This is a genomic window from Curtobacterium sp. ME12, from assembly GCF_903970855.1.
In the GTDB taxonomy this organism is placed as follows: Bacteria; Actinomycetota; Actinomycetes; order Actinomycetales; family Microbacteriaceae; genus Curtobacterium; species Curtobacterium poinsettiae_A.
The window spans coordinates 25,207-43,424 of sequence record NZ_CAJCKD010000011.1; the positions used below are offsets into that span (position 1 = coordinate 25,207).

Annotated in this window: 13 protein-coding genes; 3 read left to right on the forward strand and 10 right to left on the reverse strand. The window is 70.0% G+C overall.

Translation table 11 applies throughout. The features are described from left to right. Positions 1-100: 100 nt before the first annotated feature. Complete coding sequence (gene dxs, locus H7A73_RS07520) at positions 101-2,038, forward strand: 1-deoxy-D-xylulose-5-phosphate synthase (protein ID WP_182065361.1); 1,938 nt, start codon at positions 101-103, stop codon at positions 2,036-2,038. A gap of 112 nt (positions 2,039-2,150) precedes the next feature. On the opposite strand, the gene H7A73_RS07525 is transcribed toward dxs, so the two are convergent. The 4 genes from H7A73_RS07525 to H7A73_RS07540 all read right to left on the reverse strand — a co-directional run bounded on the left by H7A73_RS07525 (position 2,151) and on the right by H7A73_RS07540 (position 7,526). Continuing rightward, the gene (locus tag H7A73_RS07525; protein ID WP_182065362.1) at positions 2,151-4,289 is read right to left on the reverse strand and encodes a 3-hydroxyacyl-CoA dehydrogenase NAD-binding domain-containing protein; all 2,139 of its coding nucleotides are present in this window, start codon (positions 4,287-4,289) and stop codon (positions 2,151-2,153) included. A 2-nt stretch (positions 4,290-4,291) separates the two neighbouring features. After that, on the reverse strand, positions 4,292-5,509 hold the full coding sequence (locus tag H7A73_RS07530; RefSeq protein ID WP_182065363.1) for a thiolase family protein: 1,218 nt from the start codon (positions 5,507-5,509) through the stop codon (positions 4,292-4,294). Between the two features lie 128 nt (positions 5,510-5,637). Continuing rightward, positions 5,638-6,948, reverse strand: a complete 1,311-nt coding sequence (locus H7A73_RS07535; RefSeq protein ID WP_259362766.1) for an HRDC domain-containing protein — start codon at positions 6,946-6,948, stop codon at positions 5,638-5,640. Further along, the gene (locus H7A73_RS07540) at positions 6,945-7,526 is read right to left on the reverse strand and encodes a DUF3000 domain-containing protein (RefSeq protein WP_182065364.1); all 582 of its coding nucleotides are present in this window, start codon (positions 7,524-7,526) and stop codon (positions 6,945-6,947) included. Before H7A73_RS07540 ends, H7A73_RS07535 begins: the two co-directional genes overlap by 4 nt. Positions 7,527-7,549: 23 nt before the next feature. Here H7A73_RS07540 and H7A73_RS07545 point away from each other — a divergent pair, with 23 nt between their 5' ends. Next, positions 7,550-8,773 carry an alpha/beta fold hydrolase gene (locus tag H7A73_RS07545; protein WP_182065365.1) on the forward strand — a complete coding sequence of 408 codons (1,224 nt, stop codon included), beginning with the start codon at positions 7,550-7,552 and terminating at the stop codon, positions 8,771-8,773. Positions 8,774-8,964: 191 nt separating this feature from the next. On the opposite strand, the gene H7A73_RS07550 is transcribed toward H7A73_RS07545, so the two are convergent. Next, positions 8,965-9,336, reverse strand: coding sequence for a hypothetical protein (locus tag H7A73_RS07550; protein ID WP_182065366.1), 372 nt, complete (start codon positions 9,334-9,336; stop codon positions 8,965-8,967). 381 nt (positions 9,337-9,717) lie between these two features. Between H7A73_RS07550 and H7A73_RS07555 the strand changes: the two genes are divergently transcribed. Next, positions 9,718-10,059, forward strand: coding sequence for a ribonuclease E inhibitor RraB (locus H7A73_RS07555; RefSeq protein WP_182065367.1), 342 nt, complete (start codon positions 9,718-9,720; stop codon positions 10,057-10,059). Between the two features lie 85 nt (positions 10,060-10,144). Here the strand turns inward: H7A73_RS07555 and H7A73_RS07560 are convergent, their stop codons facing one another. The 5 genes from H7A73_RS07560 to H7A73_RS07580 all read right to left on the reverse strand — a co-directional run bounded on the left by H7A73_RS07560 (position 10,145) and on the right by H7A73_RS07580 (position 18,170). Continuing rightward, positions 10,145-10,807 (reverse strand): hypothetical protein, encoded by a 663-nt coding sequence (locus tag H7A73_RS07560; protein WP_182065368.1) that lies wholly within the window; start codon positions 10,805-10,807, stop codon positions 10,145-10,147. A 59-nt stretch (positions 10,808-10,866) separates the two neighbouring features. Then, positions 10,867-11,283 (reverse strand): DUF6188 family protein, encoded by a 417-nt coding sequence (locus tag H7A73_RS07565; RefSeq protein ID WP_182065369.1) that lies wholly within the window; start codon positions 11,281-11,283, stop codon positions 10,867-10,869. Next, complete coding sequence (locus tag H7A73_RS07570) at positions 11,280-11,678, reverse strand: DUF6188 family protein (RefSeq protein WP_182065370.1); 399 nt, start codon at positions 11,676-11,678, stop codon at positions 11,280-11,282. Before H7A73_RS07570 ends, H7A73_RS07565 begins: the two co-directional genes overlap by 4 nt. A gap of 676 nt (positions 11,679-12,354) precedes the next feature. After that, positions 12,355-12,819, reverse strand: coding sequence for a hypothetical protein (locus tag H7A73_RS07575; RefSeq protein ID WP_182065371.1), 465 nt, complete (start codon positions 12,817-12,819; stop codon positions 12,355-12,357). A 14-nt stretch (positions 12,820-12,833) separates the two neighbouring features. Further along, positions 12,834-18,170 carry a DUF6531 domain-containing protein gene (locus H7A73_RS07580; RefSeq protein ID WP_182065373.1) on the reverse strand — a complete coding sequence of 1,779 codons (5,337 nt, stop codon included), beginning with the start codon at positions 18,168-18,170 and terminating at the stop codon, positions 12,834-12,836. Positions 18,171-18,218 lie beyond the last annotated feature (48 nt).

The following is an 18,218-nucleotide window of genomic DNA, read 5'->3' on the forward strand; positions in this document are numbered from 1 at the left end:
ACACCGGACGGGAGGCCCGTGGCGACACCGCCACGGGCCTCCCGTCCGTTGTCGGTCCCCGAGAATAGAGTGGGCCGACAGCCCCACGAAAGGAGCGCTCGTGAGCCTGCTCAGCAGCATCACGTCGCCGCGCGACCTGAAGCGTCTGTCCGACGCGCAGATGACCGACCTCGCCGCCGAGATCCGGCGGTTCCTGGTCGCCGAGGTCGCGAAGACCGGTGGGCACCTCGGGCCGAACCTGGGCGTCGTGGAACTGACGCTCGCGATGCACCGCGTGTTCGACTCGCCGAACGACCCGTTCGTCTTCGACACCGGGCACCAGTCGTACGTGCACAAGCTCGTCACCGGGCGCCAGGACTTCTCGAAGCTGCGCGAACGCGGCGGCATCGCTGGCTACCCGCAGCGGAGCGAGTCCGAGCACGACATCGTCGAGTCATCGCACGCGTCGTCGTCCCTGTCGTGGGCCGACGGCATCTCCCGCGCGTTCGGGCAGACCGGGCAGACCGACCGCACGGTCGTCGCGGTGGTCGGTGACGGCGCCCTCACCGGCGGCATGACGTGGGAGGCGCTCAACAACATCTCCGACGACAACGACCGTCGCCTGGTCATCGTCGTCAACGACAACGGCCGCTCGTACGCCCCGACGATCGGGGGTATGGCACGGTTCCTGAGCTCCGTGCGCACCCGGCGCGAGTACCGGGCCCTGTACGAGGGCACGCAGGCCGTGGCGGCGCGGTTCGGCGCTCCGGGTCGTGCGGTGTACCGCGGCATGCGCGGCGGCCTGCACGGCTTCCTGTCACGGCTGACGAACAACGAGGCGCTGTACTCGAACCTCGACATCAAGTACATCGGCCCGGTGAACGGGCACGACCAGCAGGCGATGGAGGCAGCACTCCGGCAGGCCAAGGAGTACGGCGCGCCCGTGATCGTGCACGCGATCACCGAGAAGGGCCACGGCTTCGAGCCCGCCCTGCGCGACCAGGCCGACCAGTTCCACGCCGTCGGGCACATCGACCCAGAGACGGGGGAGTCGCTCGACGCGGCGTCGGGTCCGTCGTGGACGTCGGTGTTCGCATCGTCCCTGGCCGAGGCCGGTGATGCGGACCCGCGGATCGTCGCCATCACGGCGGCGATGCTCCGGCCCACGGGACTGCACCTGTTCCAGGAGCAGCACCCCGACCGGGTCTACGACGTCGGGATCGCCGAGCAGCACGCCGTGACGACCGCCGCGGGCCTGGCCTACGGGGGACTGCATCCGGTCGTGGCGCTCTACGCGACGTTCCTGAACCGTGCGTTCGACCAGGTGCTGATGGACGTTGCCCTGCACCGGGCCGGCGTGACGTTCGTGCTCGACCGGGCCGGGATCACCGGTCCGGACGGCCCCTCGCACCACGGCATGTGGGACCTCGCACTGCTGCAGGTGGTGCCGGGGATCCAGATCGCGGCGCCTCGTGATGCCGCGACCCTGCGCGAGGAGTTCCGCGAGGCGATCGCCGTCGACGACGCCCCCACCGTGCTGCGGTGGTCGAAGGGCCAGGTCGGGCCGGACATCCCCGCGGTGCGCCGGCTGTCCGACGGAGTGGACGTCCTGCACGAAGCCGCCGACGCCGTCGAGGACGTGTTGCTGGTGGCCGTCGGGTCGATGGTGCCGACCGCGCTCGAGGCCGCTGCGCTGCTCGAGGCGCAGGGCATCGGGGTCACCGTCGTGGACCCGCGCTGGGTGGTGCCGATCCCGGTGTCGCTCATCGAGCTGTCGCGGACGCACCGACTGGTGATCACCATCGAGGACGGCGTGCGGGTCGGCGGCGTCGGAACGCGCCTGCGGCAGGACCTCCGTGCCGCCGGGGTCGACACGGGGGTGAACGAGCTCGGATTGCCCGACGCGTTCATCGACCACGCGACCCGGTCGCAGATCCTCGCCGACGCGGGCCTGACGGCGCAGGCCATCGCCCGCGACGTCATCGACCAGGTCGTCGGGACGAAGCTGCCGCAGGCGAAGCCCGCGCGGTCCCGCGAGTCCGCGGCGTCCGACCGCTGACCGCTCGGCCCGAGCCGGCCCGGGCCCGGACAGCAAAACACCGGTGTTCGCGCTCCACACCGCGGTTTGCGGGTGTTCGGTGCGCGAACACCGGTGTTTTGCGTACTGGGCTCTAGCGGGAGGCTGGGCCCACGATCCGCGGGTCGTGGAACGTGCCGCCGAAGACACGCTCGGAGGCCCCGGAGCGGTCGAGGTACGGGCTGATCCCACCGGCCTGGAACGGGTAGCCGGCACCGAGGATGAGCCCGAGGTCGATCTCCTCGACGTGCTCGACGACCTGGTCCTCGAGCATGCGGTGCAGCTCGTCGGCCAGGGCGTCCTCGAACCGGCGCTGCATCTCCGCGGCGTCCACCGGCTTCGCGTCCTTCTTGGACGGCGCGACGAGCTTCACGGCGGCGGGGTCGTACCCGGTCGCGTTGCCCTTCTTGTCGCGGGTCAGGATGGTCCCGTGCTCGGCGATCTTCTTCAGGCCGTCGCCCGGGTAGAAGCGCTCGGGCCAGGCCGCGTGGTGCGAGTCGAGCACGTGCGCGCCGACGGGCAGGCCGACGAGTTCGAGCAGCTCGAACGGCGACATCGGCAGGCCGAGGGGCGCGGCACCCTGGGCGACGGTGTCGAACGAGGTGCCCTCTTCGACGCCGCGCATCGCCTCGCCGAGCACCCGGGCGAGCACCCGGTTGACGACGAAGCCCGGCTGGTCTGCGGTGATGATCGCGGTCTTCTTGAGGGTCTTCGCGACGGCGAGGGCGGTGACGAGGGCCTCGTCCGAGGTCTTCGCCGCGCGCACCACCTCGAGCAGCGGCATGACCGCGACCGGGTTGAAGAAGTGGAAGCCGACGAGCCGCTCCGGGTTCGTCAGGACCGACGCCATCTCGTCGACGGAGAGGGACGACGTGTTCGTGGCGAGGATGGCGTCCGGTGCGATGACCTGCTCGATCTTCCGGAGGACCTCCTGCTTGACGGTCATCTCCTCGAAGACGGCCTCGATGACCCAGTCGGCGTCGGCGAAGGCGTCGTAGGACACCGACCCGCTGACGAGCGCGGTGATGCGGTTCGCGTCGTCGGGGGAGACCCGGCCCTTGTCGAGCAGCTTCGCGACCTCGCCGCGGATCCGCTCGACGCCGGCGTCGACTCGGGACTGGTCGACGTCGGTGATGACGACGGGGACACCGAGGCGACGGGCGAACAGCAGCGCGAACTGCGACGCCATCAGCCCGGCACCGAGGACGCCGACCTTCGTGATCTTCTTCGGTTCGACACCCTCGGGAGCGCCGACGGGCTTCTTCGCACGCTTCTGCACGAGGTCGAAGGCGTACATCGAGGCCGCGAACTGGTCGCCCGAGATGAGGGCGGCGAGGGCCTCGTCCTCGTCGGCGAAGCGCTCGTCGAGCGAACCCGACTTGGCGGCGGCGACGAGGTCGAGCGCCCGGAACGGCGACTTCGGCACGGTGCCGATCTTCGAGGCGACCTGCCCGCGGGCGACCTTGACGACGGTGCCCCAGGCGGCCTTCTCGAGCATGCCCGGTTCGTTCTTGCGCACCACCTTGGTCGTTCCGCTGATCACGCGATCCGCCCATGCCACTGCCGAGGGCAGGAACGTGACGGACGGGACGAGCACGTCACCGATGCCGATCTCGACCGCGGCCGGACCGTCCATCAGGCGGTTGTTCTTGAGCGGGTTCTCGACGATGACGCGGAGCGCGCGCTCCGGGCCGATCAGGCGGGGGAGCAGCGTCGCGCCGCCCCAGCCGGGGATGATGCCGAGGAACACCTCGGGCAGACCGATGCCCTGCGCCGCGGACGAGAACGCCCGGTACGTGCAGTGCAGCGCGATCTCGAGCCCACCGCCGAGCGCCAGGGTGTTCACGAACGCGAACGAGGGCACTCCCAGGTCCGAGAACTTGCGGAGCGTGGCGTGCCCGAGGGCGGCCAGATCGTGCGCGGCCTCGCGCGACGGGACCGCCGCTGCCTGGGACAGGTCGGCCCCCGCGGCGAAGCAGTACTCCTTGCCGGTGATCGCGACGCCCTGGATCGTGCCGGCGGCGGCCTCGGTCTTCAGGGTGTCGAGCACGCCGGACAGCTCACGGAGCGTGCGCGGCCCGAGGGTGTTCGGCCGCTTGTAGTCCTTGCCGTTGTCGAGCGTGATGAGCGCCAGCGTGCCGCCCGAGGGCATCGTGACGTGCTTGACGAACGAGTGCGTGACGACCTCGTCCTCGCTGAGTTCGGCCAGTCGGTCGTTGTCGACGATGGTCATGGTCACGCCCCCTTCCGAGCCGAACGCTCGGCCGACTTGCTGTGGTTCGGGTTCTCCCAGATGACGGTGCCGCCCTGGCCGAGCCCGATGCACATCGTGGTGATGCCGTACTTGACGTCCGGTCGCTCGGCGAACTGTGCGGCGAGCTGGTTCATCAGCCGGACACCACTCGACGCGAGCGGGTGGCCGACGGCGATCGCGCCGCCCCACGCGTTCACGTCCGGGGAGTCCTGGGCGATGCCGTAGTTGTCGAGGAACGCGAGCACCTGGACGGCGAACGCCTCGTTGATCTCGAACAGGCCGATGTCGTCGATCGACAGGCCGGCCTTCGCCAGGGCCTTGTCGGTCGCGGGGACCGGCCCGACGCCCATGACCTCGGGCTCGACGCCGGCGAAGGCGAACGAGACCATGCGCATCTTCGTCGACAGTCCGTGCTGCTTCGCACCGTCCTCGGACGCGAGCAGACTCATGGTGGCGCCGTCGTTCAGGCCCGCGGCGTTGCCGGCGGTGACCCGTCCGTGGGGCCGGAAGGGCGTCTTCAACGCGGCCAGGGCCTCCAGTGTGGTGCCCGGACGCGGCGGCTCGTCCGCCGAAACGATGTCCCAGCCGTCGCCCTTGTTGACCTCGACCGGGATGACGTCCGGCTGCAGCTTGCCGTTCGCCCAAGCGGCGGCGTAGCGCTGCTGGGACTGGACGGCGTAGGCGTCCGTGCGGTCCTTCGTGATCGCGGGGAAGCGGTCGTGCAGGCGTTCGGCGGTGGCGCCCATGACGAGGGCGTCGCTCGAGACCATGCGCTCCGCGACGAAACGCGGGTTCGGGTCGGCGTTGAAGCCCATCGGGTGCCGACCCATGTGCTCGACACCACCGGCGATCGCGATGTCCGCGGCGCCGAAGGCGATGGCGCCGGCGAGCGTCGTGACGCTCGTCATGGCACCGGCACACATCCGGTCGATCGCGTAGCCGGGCACCGACTTCGGCAGACCCGCGAGCATGCCGACCGTGCGCCCGAGCGTCAGCCCCTGGTCACCCTGCTGCGTGGTCGCCGCGACGGCGACGTCGTCCACCGCTGCTGTGTCGAAGGTGTTCCGGTCGAGCAGGCCGCGCATCGCGTGCACCGCGAGGTCGTCGGACCGGGTCTTCCAGAACACCCCCTTCTCGCCGGCTCGTCCGAACGGTGTGCGAACGCCGTCCACGAACACGACGTCTGATGCCTTTGGCAATCCGGGCCTCCCAGATCCTCATCGATCGGGCCGGAACGCAGGTCGCTCCGGCCTGGCCGGGCCTCGCCCGGCGACCCTCCCGACGCTATGCCCCCAGCCTGGGCGGCCGCATGCCGGTTGGGTGGTTCCTACGACTCGTCGTCGTTCGTCGCGGCGGGCCGCTGTGCGGCAGCGACAAAGGCCGACGCGATGATCGACGCGAGTTCCTCGACCTGCCACGGACGGGCGTCGTGCTCGGCGAGGGCGGCTCCGACCAGCTCGGTCGACGGCGGCGACGGCGGGGCCCACGACACGAGCCGGAGCGTCTCCGGTGTGAGCAGGTTCTCGAGCGGGATGTCGAGCTCCTCGGCACGCTTCGTCACCTCGGCACGTGCGGCCTTGTACCGGCGGTCGGCCGCCGGGTTGCGGTCCGCCCAGGCGCGGGGCGGGGGCAGGGTCGCCTCGCCGGCACCGCGCAGACGGGGGAGGTCCTCGGTGGTGCGACCTTCCTCGACGGCGGCCCACCAGCGGTCGAGCTCGGAACGGCTGGCGCGACCCGTGAAGGCCTTCAGCGCACCGAGTTCGGCGCGGGACTCGGGTGCGGCGGCCGCCGCGGCGACGATGGCGGCGTCGGGGATGGTGCGCCCGGGGGCGATGTCCGCCTGTCGGGCGTACTCGTCACGAGCGAGCCAGAGCGACCGGGCGATCGCCAGGGCTCGCGCCCCACGGAGCGCGTGCATGCCGGACAGTCGACGCCAGGGCTCGGCTCGGGCGGGCTTCGGCGCGCGGTGCAGGACCGCGTCGAACTCCTCGTGGGCGATCCGGGTCTTGCCGGCCTCGTCGAGCTTCTCGGCAAGGGCGTCGCGGAGGTCGGGCAGCAGCTCGACGTCGAGCGAGGCGTAGATGAGCCACGACTGCGGCAGCGGTCGGGTCGACCAGTCGGCCGCCGAGTGCGCCTTCGCGAGGGTGATGCCGAGCAGTTGCTCGACGACGGCGCCGAGGCCGACGCGCGGGAACCCGGCGATCCGGGCGCCGAGCTCGGTGTCGAAGATGCGCGTGGGGACGAGGCCGACCTCCTGCAGGCACGGCAGGTCCTGCGAGGCGGCGTGGAACAGCCACTCCTCGTCGACGATGGCGGCCTGCAGCTCCGAGAAGTCGCCGATCGGGATCGGGTCGAACAGGAAGGCACCGGCACCACGGCGGAACACCTGGATCAGGTACGCGCGCTGCGAGTAGCGGTAGCCGCTGGCTCGTTCGGCGTCGACCGCGACGGGGCCGTGGCCGGCGGCGATGGCGGCGACTGCCTCGAGGTAGTCCTCACGCGTGTCGATGACCTTGACGGCATCGTGCGAGGCCTCGAAGGCGGGGCCGGCAGCGGCGGCCGGAGCGGCCGAGCCGGCAGCTGGAGCGGCCGAGCCGGCAGCGGGGCCGGCGGCGTCCTGGGGAGCGGGGTCGGTCACTTGGCGAGCCTCCTCGGGGCCAGCAGGGTCACGCCGTCCGATGCGGGAGGCAGACCGGCGAGCATGGCGACGATGTCCTGCCAGGCCCGGACGTGTGCGGTGAGGTCGTCGCCGCGTGGTGTCCACGACGCGCGGAGTTCCAGCTGGGCGCCGTCGCCCTGTGCGGCGAGGTCGCCGTAGCCGCGCGAGATGATCTTGGTGGCCGTGCCCGAGGCGTGGTCGTACGTCGCACCGTGTGACTCGAGCGCGTCGACGAGCCAGCTCCAGGTGACGTCGGCGACGAACTCGTCGACGCCGATCTCAGGCTCGAGCGGCGCCTGCGCGAAGGAGACGACACGGAACGCGCCGCCCCAGCCCTCGGGCTCTTCCGGGTCGTACAGGGCGATGAACCGGCCGGTGCCCAGGTCCGACTCGACGCCGTGCGCGGTGCCGGACACGTCCGCCGCCAAGGCGATCGAGAACGGTGCGATCCGGGTCGGCGAGGGGATCTCGGTGACGGTGGTCTCGGCGCGGCCGCTGCCGCCGGACACGAACGCGCGGAGCCGCGCGAAGGCGTCGGGCTCTCGGGATTCGGACACACATGCAGACTAGGCTCCGGGCCATGTCCCGATCCGCGCGACCCGCCGAGGACGTCGTCCAGGAGACCGCTCGATCGGCCGGGTTCATCGCACTCGGCGCCGGCCTGGCAGCTGCCGCGGTGGGGACGGCCGTCATCGGTGGCTTCGTCGCCGCCGTCGCCCGTGCCGTCGTCACCCCCGACCGCAAGCGCAACGAACGCGTCCCGATCCACGCCGTCGACCCCGTCCGGAAGACCGTCACGATCGAACGCACCGCGGACACCGAGCTGCAGGGCCGCTACTCGCTCTGGTTCGGCGGCGGCACCGGCCACATGCGCGTCGGCGAGGTGCTCGGCACGACCGAGACCACCGTCACGCGCCGCATCATCGCGATCGACGCCGGCGACGCGACGGCCGCCCGCCGCGGTCGCTGGGGCGGCTGGTTCTACCTGACACCCGGCGAGCTCGACGTGCCCGTGGAGGACGTCGACATCCCCACCCCGAACGGTCCCGCCCCCGCCTGGGTCGTCCGCGCCGACGACCCGGCAGCGCCGTGGGCCGTCCTGGTGCACGGCCGTGGCGTCACGCGCGCCGAGACCATCCGCGCCGTCCCGGTCTTCCGCGCCGCCGGCTACTCGGTCGTCCTCGCTTCGTGGCGGAACGACGGCGTCGCCCCGCCGAGCGTCGACGGCCGCTACGGCCTCGGCAGTACCGAGTGGGAGGACGTCGACTCCGTGCTCCGCTGGCTCACCGCGCAGGACGCCCAGAGCGTCGTGCTGATGGGCTGGTCGATGGGCGGCGCCGTCGTGCTGCAGACCCTGCTCCGCTCGCGCTTCGCCGGCCTGGTCGACGGCGTCGTGCTCGAGTCACCCGTCGTCGACTGGCACGCCGTCCTGAAGTCGCAGAGCCAGCTCCTGCGCCTGCCGCGTCCGGTCCGCAAGGTCGCCCAGCGGCTGCTCCGCACCCCGGTGCTGCACCGCCTCGCCGGCCTGCAGCAGCCGGTGGACCTGCGGGAGCTCGACATGGTCACCCGGTCCGCCGAGCTGACGGTGCCGATCCTGCTGCTGCACAGCGACGACGACGGGTTCGTGCCGTCCTCCGCGTCGCACGACCTGGCCCGCGCCCGACCCGACCTGGTCCGGCTCGAGGTGCAGACCACGGCCCGACACACCAAGCTCTGGAACCACGACGCCGACTGGTTCGACGCCCGCATCCTCGCGTGGCTCACCGAGGTGGTCCAGCGGCGCGGGGCGGCCAGCGCGCGGTAGACGCGACCGAAGGGCGGACGGGAGGCGCGGTGCCAGCTGGCACCGCGCCTCCCGTCCGTCGTTGCGTCCGTTCGGTCGCATCGTGAGCAGAAATGGTCGGGTCGCGATCACGCGCTCGACCATTCCTGCTCACGAAGGGGGTGGTCCGGCCGGAACGTCACGGTCTTCATCCGCTCGCTCTCACGGATCGATCACTTCGTCGAAGAGCGCGGACGAGCGCTCATCTCGTGGGCGTACGCATCTGCTTCGGTCTTGTAGATCTCGCCACATGCAATGCTCGGAGGCATGGCACGGACAGGCGGATCGACGTCAGGGAGACAGATCTGCACGAAGTGCGGGAATGTGGGGAAGGTCCAGAGGTCTTCGTCCTCGAAGCGACTCCAGAGCAACAGCTCCCCGACACCCAGCGGGTGGCCGAGCTCCTGACCGTTCAGCGGCGGATCGCAGCTGACCATCAGCGCATGGTGACCGTTCGTGAGCTCGATCGGTCGTTCCACTTCGCACCGGAAGACGGACGAGAACCGCTTGCTGTCCATGGACGAGAGGAAGAAGACTTCTTGCATGTCAGAACTCCGGGTTGACGCCGCTGACGCGACCGAGCTGGGTCGCTCCCTTCTCGATGCCGTTCGGGAGGGGCCGCGCGACGTTCCTTCGAGCAGGAACTGCCCCGATCCCACGCGGTGATCGGGCGCGGTCTTCGCTGACGGTAGTCCTGCGACGTCGCGGTGGTTTGCAACAGGGTAGGACGGCGACCACGAGGCACCGGTCGCCTGGGCATCTCCGCCGGAGACACGACGCCCGGATCCTCGCGTGGCTCACCGAGGTGGTCCAGCGTCGCGGGCGGCCAGGCTGCGGTAGACGCAAGAGCAGACGGACGGGAGGCGCGGTGCCAGCTGACACCGCGCCTCCCGTCCGTCCATGATGCCGTCTGCGAGACTCGAACCATGTGGCCGTTCCGCAACCGCCCCGAGCCGGTGCCCTCGTTGCCGACGAACCCCGTGCTGCAGCAGATCGTGCTGCGGGGCGGCGACCTGTCGGAGCCGCGTGACTGGGTGCACTTCGTGTACTTCCCGGACGAAGGCACCGCCAGGGCAGCCTCCGATCAGATCGCCGCCGCCGGGTGGAACGTCGCAGTCAAGCCGTCGGGTGCGGAGTGGTACGTCGCCGCCGATCAGCAGAACGTGCTCGTCGACGACGCCCGACTGGGTGAGGCGGTGCAGTTCTTCGCGAGCATCACCGCCGAGACGCCCGGCGCGCAGTGGGACGGCTACGAAGCGAGCATCTAGAGCGTCGGCTGCTGTCGCGGCCCGAACTCCTCGAGACGAGTCGCCGGTCGGCGCGGCTGCGCTGGGCCGTGCGTCAGGTCGGAGGTCATCCGGTCTCCTGTGTCGGGCGTGGACCCGGCGAGAGCCCGCCCACGCTCATGGCAGCGAGGACGTCAGTCCTGCCGGGCGCGAACGCCGTGATTCCGACCGAGGTGTCAGCCTGCACGATGCAGAGCCCCAGCTGCTCGTCGCCGAGCGGCACGAGCGCACGGGCGAACCCGTCGAGTCCGCGCACGTCGAAGCCCTTTTCGGCGGCCATCGTGTACTTCGTCAGGAAGGTCCGTGCTGTCGACAGCGCGCCCTGTTCGAAGATGCGGACCCGTTCGTCGGCCGGACACTGCGATACCACCTCGAGCGCCAGTCCCGCCCCCGGAGCGTCTGATGCGCGGAGCCGCGAGCACAGTTCCTGGACGGTGATGTGGACGAGACCCACGGATCGGTCGATCGCCGTGGCCGCCACGAGCGTTCGGTCCCTCGCACGCAACACGACCGTCACGAGTTCATCGCCGTGCTCGACCTGGCAGATCAGGACGAGTTCGTCCCCGAGGGCTTCGAGCGGGTCGATGAACGGTACGAGGTTCGGTTGCTTCTTCGAGTAGGTCCGCCGGATGACCGCTGCGAACGACCGTGCGGACACGTCGTAGACGAGCACATTGGTGTCCGGACCGACAGCGGCGAGGATGTCGACGACACGGTCCGGGAGCTCCACGGTCGGATCGTTGGTGACCGCTCGGAGATGACCGATCGAGATGTGCGGGGGAGCGCTTGTCACCGTCGGACCTCCGCGGACGACGGGCTGTGTCGGTACTGCACGTCGCCGTCGGGCAGGGCGTCGATGTCGACCCGTGCGCGCCCCGGTTCGCTGTAGTGCCAGGACGGACCTCGGCGGTTCGGCCAGCCCTCGAGCAACGCACCCGAGGCGAACCGAATGGCGATCCGCCCGCCCGTCACTGCACCGTCCGACACGACCTCGGTGTGCAGCGCGAGGAGGCCGAGCAGGGACGGTTTGTCACCGGGATCGAGGAACTCGTGCTCCCCGTCAGAGCCGGTCAGCGCGAAGTCGGTCTCGAACCGGAGCGACGCACCGTTCGAGAAGCGGATCGTCACGTCGGATTCGAGGCCGATGAAGTCGACGGTGTCGCCGGCGATGTCCAGCGCGAAGGGTTGGCGCGGAACGCCGCTCATCCTCGATCTCCTTCCGTACCTGTGCTCGTCCTTCCGGTCGGCGGATCGACACGAACCGGGCGACCCTTCGGCTCCGAGACGTGCCAGGACTCGAACTCGGCGTCCGGACCAGCGACGAGGGTCGCTCCTTCAGCGAAGACCAGCGTGAGCGTGTCGCCCTCGACGGATCGCCGAACGAGTTCTGTGCCGAACAGCCGCAGGATGGGGAGCAGCGAGTCCTTCCGCTCCGGATCGACGACCACGCTGCCCCCGGATCGGTCCGTGACGGTGAACGCAGATTCGAGCTGCACGCCGGAACCGTCGGTGAAGCGCAGCTCGAGCCGGAAGTCGACGCCGATGAAGTCGAGCGTGTCTGCAGGGATGACCGCCGGGATCGCCTCTTCGGAATTCCTCATGCCCTCGCCCCCCTGCGCGTCATTCCCCCCTGGTAATGACGGAGCCCTTCTTGCACGGACTCCGACCGGCATCTGGGGACCGGCACGCAGTCGCTGACAAGGATGTTGGGATCCACAGGCCGAACATTTCTGCGCCAGGAGATTGCGAAGCAATCGATCATTCCTCGAATGCAACTTGGTTGGTCCGGGGGATTTCCCGCGGCATTGCGTGGCTGAACCAGGGAGTTCGAGACTGTAAATCTTTCCATTTTTCGCCCATATGAGGATCTCCCCGCCGATTTCCGCCTGCCCATCCAGGTAATAGGATCTGCTGGGGAGGGGCCCGTCCGGCAGCTTGGCGATAGGGTGGTCGTCAAGGTCTATTTGCCAGATTCTCGGAGCAATTGTTCGATGCCCCGAATCGTTTGTGCCTGATGCTGCAATGCCATTGATTCGGGTGTTTTGAGATGACTCAGGCAGATGCGCACGAGATCGTGCAGCCGTGATTCATCTTCTGTCCACGTCAACATATCGTCCTACATCCTGTAGCTGCCTCTTTGGGGATGTACACAGTGCCGACGCGAGAGATCCCCCCAGCAGTGCTTCCCCGCGCGGACCGATAGGGCCAAGAAAGTAAAGTTCGTCCTCGGTTGCCGTCCCGCTCTCCTCAGGCTCCCGGCTCGCGACCGTCAGGTGCTTACGAGGGCATTTCGGTCGAAGGTCCTGGAGCGCGGGTGGTCATCGCCGGTACTTGCGTTCCCGACCCGAACACTCGAGAAAATGTGGCCCCTATCTTGACCTGATCTGTGTCGATGATGATCGTCCACAACGAGCCGTCACTCATGTCGAGGCGGATGACTGCTTTGTCGATTTTGCCGACATCGGATGGGTGGAATCCGACGAACTCGCCCTCGATGAACTGATGTGTGGCTTCGGCGAGTCGCGCGAACGAGGCACTGTCGAGTACCGGATTTGGCAAGTGGGGCGCGCTAGACACTTGCTCCAGTTCCGCGACGTCCAGTCCGGGATCTGTCGACACGTTGACGAATATGTCCTCAGCCGTCCATGAAAGCTCGGGCAGATGAAGGGAGGCCACAACGTCGGCGAGGTCGAACCATTCGGTATCGCCCTGCTCGGATTCATGAGAAAAAAGTCGCAGCATTGGATCCGATTCAACTAGAAGAGGGGTAGGGCGGTCTTGCTGCGCGTGCGGCTTCCGCCCGTCGCATTGGGCTCGTACGGGTGGAAATGTGGGTTTGGATGGATTGCTGGTCGGTTGTGGTCAGTGAAATCAATGTCTCGAACGATCTCACCATCCCCGTCAAATTCTCGCGCCTGAGGATAGCTAGTCCCGCTCTTGCTCTCGCGCCAACCAAGTTCCGTGTGCGGGTACTCCGACTCCGGCAACCGAACTCCCTTCTGTGAGCTTGGTAGCGGTCGATGAGGGAACCAACTCCCGTCAGGAGTCTTCGGAACGGGGAGTTCGTCCCCGAGCTTGTTCACGGCTGTCGGCAGATGGACCTTCGCCATCGTGCCGCCGGTGGCCGCCGACGTCGCGGCACCTTCGGCCGCGTTCCGGAGCAGACCACCGGGGGTCACGGGCTGGCCACTCACCGCGTAGTTGGCGACGTTTTCGGCCGCACCTTCTGCTGCGTTCTTGACCAGCTGCTTGCCGATCAGGGCACCGGCACCACCGCCGACAGCACCGAAGGCCCCGCTGACGGCGACCTGGCCCCAGTTCACCTCGCCGGTGGTGGCCTTCTGGATGATGGTGTCGGCACCGGCGCTGATGAGCATCATGCCGACCGGACCGCCGACGCCGGTGGCGACGAGCACACCGCCGGCGACGACCATCGCGCCACCGGCGACGTACTCCCAGTTGTCCGCGAACCAGTCACCGGTCGCGGCTGCGGCACGTGCGAGCGGCCCCTGCTGAGCCGCTGCGTAGGCCTCGAGCTCGGCGTCGGTGACCGGCGCGAGTCCGAGCGGGTCGATGGCGTGCAGGGGGTCGTTGCCGGCGAACGAGTACGGGTTGCCCGCCCAGGCTGCTCCCGCGGGCGCGGTGACCGGGTCGACGGACAGGAAGCCGCGCGACGACGAGTCGTAGGCGCGGGCGCCCATCCACTCCAGGCCGGCGACCTGCAGCGAACCGTCGGCGCCGAGTGCGATGCCGCCGGGCAGGCCGGAGCCGCCGAGGTCGACGAGCGTCTGCCACGGGTCGGCGTCGTCGGCTGCTCTCGTGGTGCGCCGACCGCTGGCGATCCAGCGGTCGTCCACCCCGATCAGGCCGCCGGGAGCGCGGAGCACCGGCTCGTCACCGACGGCCAAGAGCGTCGGTGCGAACGCGGCGGTGTCCCAGTCGATCGGGACGCCGTCGACATCGGCGAGTTCGCCGAGGGCGTCGACGTGTAGGTCGGTCGTGGTGCTGCCTGCCGCGGTGGTCTCCGCCACCCCGATGAGGCGACCCTGCGGGGTCCAGCGGTACGTGGTCGCGACGCCGTCCGTTCGGACCGTCTGGACCCGTCGACCTGCGCCGTCGTAGGCGTACTCCGCCTCGGGCGCCCCGTCCGGAGCGTCGACCCTGGTCAGCTGTCCGGCGGCGTCGTACGAGAACCGTCGGGCCCCGGAGTCCGTCCGTTCCTCGGCCAGACGGCCAGCGACGTCGTAGACCCAGTCCGTGCGACGGGCTTCCTGGACGGACGCCACCAGCTGCGCGGCATCGTCGTGCTCGTAGGTGGTGCTCCCACCGGGTCCGTCGACCCGGGTGATGCGCCCGTCGGCATCGCGTTCGATCGTGCTGGCGTTCGTGCCGTCCGCGTCGATGCGCGCGTGCCGGACCACGTGTCCGTTCGCGTACTCCCAGGTCTGCAGCTGATCGCCGGCGCGGGCCTGCAGGAGCCGCCCCGCCGCGTCGTGCTCGTACCGGACCTCGCCGAAGGCCGAGTGGTCGACGCGGACGACCCGTCCGGTGGCGTCGTGCTCGTACCGGGTCGTGGACCCGTCGGGGGACTGCACCGAGGTGCGGAGTCCGTCGGCATCGTGGGTCCACCGGGTCTCGCGCGCGCCGGTGGCACGGCGGACGAGCTGGCCCAGTCGGCTGAACTCGAGGACGTGGGTGGCGGGGGAGTCGGGACGGGTCTCGTCGGTGATCGTCACCGTGCGAGCACGCGCATCGCGGTCGATGCGGCCGATCAACCGGTCACCGGCGTACTGCGCGGATTCGCGCCCGGCCGCGTCGTACTCCCACCGCAGCACGGCGCCGTCCGGGTCGGTCTGGGTGAGCTGGCGCCCGGCCGCGTCGTAGGTCGCCGTCGTCGTGCGACCGAGCTGATCGGTGGACGAGGCCACCTTGTCGAGCTGCGTGTACGTGCGGACGGTCACCCCACCCAGCGGATCGACGGTGCGGACGAGTCGTCCACGCTGGTCGTACTCGTAGCGGGTGGTGCCGCCGAGCCCGTTCACCGCGGCGACGAGCTGTCCGGCGGCGTCGTACCGGAAGCTCCGCTGGCCGAAGCGGGTGTCCCGCACCGAGACCACGCGACCGACCCGGTCGTACCGGTACCTCGCGGTGCCGACTCCGGGGACGTCGGCGTGGACGACCCGACCCTGGCGGTCGTACTCGGTCCGGGCGACCTCGCCGGTCGGCAGGGTGCGCGCGACGACCCGGGAATCGGCGTCGTAGGTCAACGTGGTGCGTGCGCCGGCGGGGTCGATCGCGCTGACCGGGCGACCGCACGCGTCGTACTCGTACCGGGTGGTTCGGCCCGCCGGGGTGGTGACGGCGACGACGCGTCCGGCGAGGTCACGTTCGATCCGGGTGAGGCCTCCGTCCGCGTCGACGAGCTCGACCGCGCGACCGCAGGCGTCGTACGTCGTGAGTTCGGCGGACGTGTCCGCGTGCTCGAGCCGGGTCGGACGCCCGAACTCGTCGGTCGTCACGGAAACGGCGTCGAAGGCGTCGCGAACCGTGGAGACGCCGTCCGCGCGCGAGCGACGCACCTCGGTGCGGACACCGGTCGGGTCGACCGTGGCACCGAGGGCTCCGACCGCGTCGTACTCCCGCTTCCAGGTGCCGCCGGCCGGGTCGACCACGGCTTCGAGCCGGGAGAGCGCGTCGTGCACGAACGCCCACTCGGCGCCGTCGGGCAGGGTCATCGTCGTCACGTTGCCGAACGCGTCGAAGTCCTTGGTGATGACGCGACCGAGCGGGTCCGTGGTGGACACGATCTCGCCGTGCTGGCCGTAGGTGACCTCGGTGCGGGCACCGGTCGGATCGATCGTCGCCGTGATCCGACCGCCGTCGCCGTGCTCGAACCGCCACAGACCGCCGTCCGGGTCCTCACGTGCGGTGAGCAGTCCGGCGGCGTCGTAGCGGTACCGGGTCCGGTTGCCGAGCGGTGTGACCGCCTCGATGATCCGGCCTCCGGGGTCGCGGACCAGCTGCGCGGTGCCGCCGACGGCGTTCTCGACCCCGGTGAGATCACCGGACACATCGTGGTGGAAGGAGACGACGACGCCCATCGGATCGGTCGTCTCCACGAGCAGGCCGTCCCGCCACTCGAGCAGCGTGCGACCGCCGACAGGGTCGATGACGACGGAGGGGTTCCGGTCGTCGCCCGCGTACTCGTACTCGACGACCCCGCCGTTCGCGGTGACCACCGTGGTCATGCGGTCCTGCTCGTCGTACCCGAAGGTCAGGTCGGCGCCCTCCGGTGTCACGGTCCGGACGCGCCGTCCCCGCTCGTCGTACCCGTGGACGGTCACCTGACCATCGCGCTCGGTCACCGAGACGAGGTTGCCGTGCGGGTCGTACGACATCGACTGGCGCTGCCCGTCGGTGTCGATGATCCCGACGACGCGGCCCTTCCGGTCGGCGATCCAGGTGTTCGCGTGCTCCCCGTCGACGTCGGAGACCGAGGTGACCCGACCCGGCAGGTACGAGAACCGGACCCGTCGACCGAACGGTGTGCGCTGCTCGACGACCCGGCCGCGGTCGTCGTAGGTGTTCTCGCACTCGACCACACCCGTGGCAGCGGTCACGCGGTCGATCAGCCCGTCCGCGTTCCAGCGGTATCGACGACTGCCGACGGCATCGGTCGCCCGGACCAGCCGGCGGGCGTCGTCGTAGTGGTACTCCACGCGGCGTCCGTCCGAGGCCGTCACCGACGCCACCCGGTCGCCGCGGTACTCGATGTCGACGAACCGCCCGAACACGTGCGCGAGACGAGTGATCCGGTCCTGCTCGTCGCGGCGCACCGTCACGGCGGTGCCCGCTCCACGATCGCTGCTCAGCCACAGTCCGGACGGCGTGAACGCCCACCGACCGCCGGCGTTGTCCCGGACGACGAGCGAGTCCTGTTCGGCCCGGAGCCACAGGTCCTCGCCGACGCCGCGGCTCCACCCGTCACCCTGTCGCGGGAAGTCGACCTGCCGACCGTCGTCGAGCACGACCGAGGCGGCTTCGTCGGTGATCTTCAGCCGGGTGTCGAGGATCGAGGACCACCCGAGCCCGAACACCCCGGAGCGGCCGTCGAGCGAGTTGTACATGCGCGTGAGCCGGAGCGACGCGGCCCGCCCAGCGAACGACAGGTCGGTCTCGGGCTCGAGGAAGTTGCCGGTGGCCGTGTTGACCGGGTCGTCGGCGAACCCGTTGGTCGGGGGCGTCCCCATCGCCGAGAACGGTCCGATGGTGAAGTCGTCACGTCCGGCGTCGATCCCCGCCGCGGACAGGGCCGCCGCGATCGCCGCGTCCGACAGCGTCGCAGGCCCGGCACCACCACCGGCGGCCTCGAACTGCGCGGCGACGGTGCCCGCCCAGTCGGCGTCCTGCCCGTTCGCGGTGAGCCAGTCGTTGACGGCGGTCAGCAGCGACTGGGCGTTCAGCGTGCCCCAGCAGGGGTTGCACTCGGCCTCGTAGTCGGCCAGGGCGTTGCGGAACGTGGAGACGGCACCCGACAGGTCGGCGTCGAGCGTGCGGGTGGTCGCCTCGAAGGAGCGGAGGTCTGCGGGGGCGGCCGACGACGTCCCACCGCTGGCTCCACCGCCTGCGGGGATCTCGCGGCCCTTCACGCTGACCTCGTCCGCCTGCAGTCGCGGCTCCGGCTCGGGCTCCGGCGGCTTCGGGTCGTCCCCGCCGCCGAACCACGTCGAGATCTCGTGCCCGGCGCCGACGAAGAAGTTCTCCTCGCGCTCACGCTTGCGGGCTTCCCACTCCTTCGCCCGCTTCCGCCGGTCGTCCTCGTCCTTCGCGGCGTCGCGGAGCTCCTGCACGAAGCCGGACAGGCTCTGCAGCGACTCGACGAGCTTCGTCGCACTCCGCGAGGCGATGTCGGCGTTGTCCGCGAAGACCTCGGAGAAGTACCCCCGGAACTCCGCGCCCGCCGTCGTCACGGACGACGACCGTGAGCCGGACTGTCCCCCGATCGCCGACGCGAGCGCCGTCGACGCCGACTTGAGTGCATCCGCCGCGCTGTACGAGTAGCCGGTCGGATCGTTCCCGTGGATCTTCGCCATCGTCATTCCCCCCAGATGTTGACGGCCTCATCCTGTCACGGCGCGAGC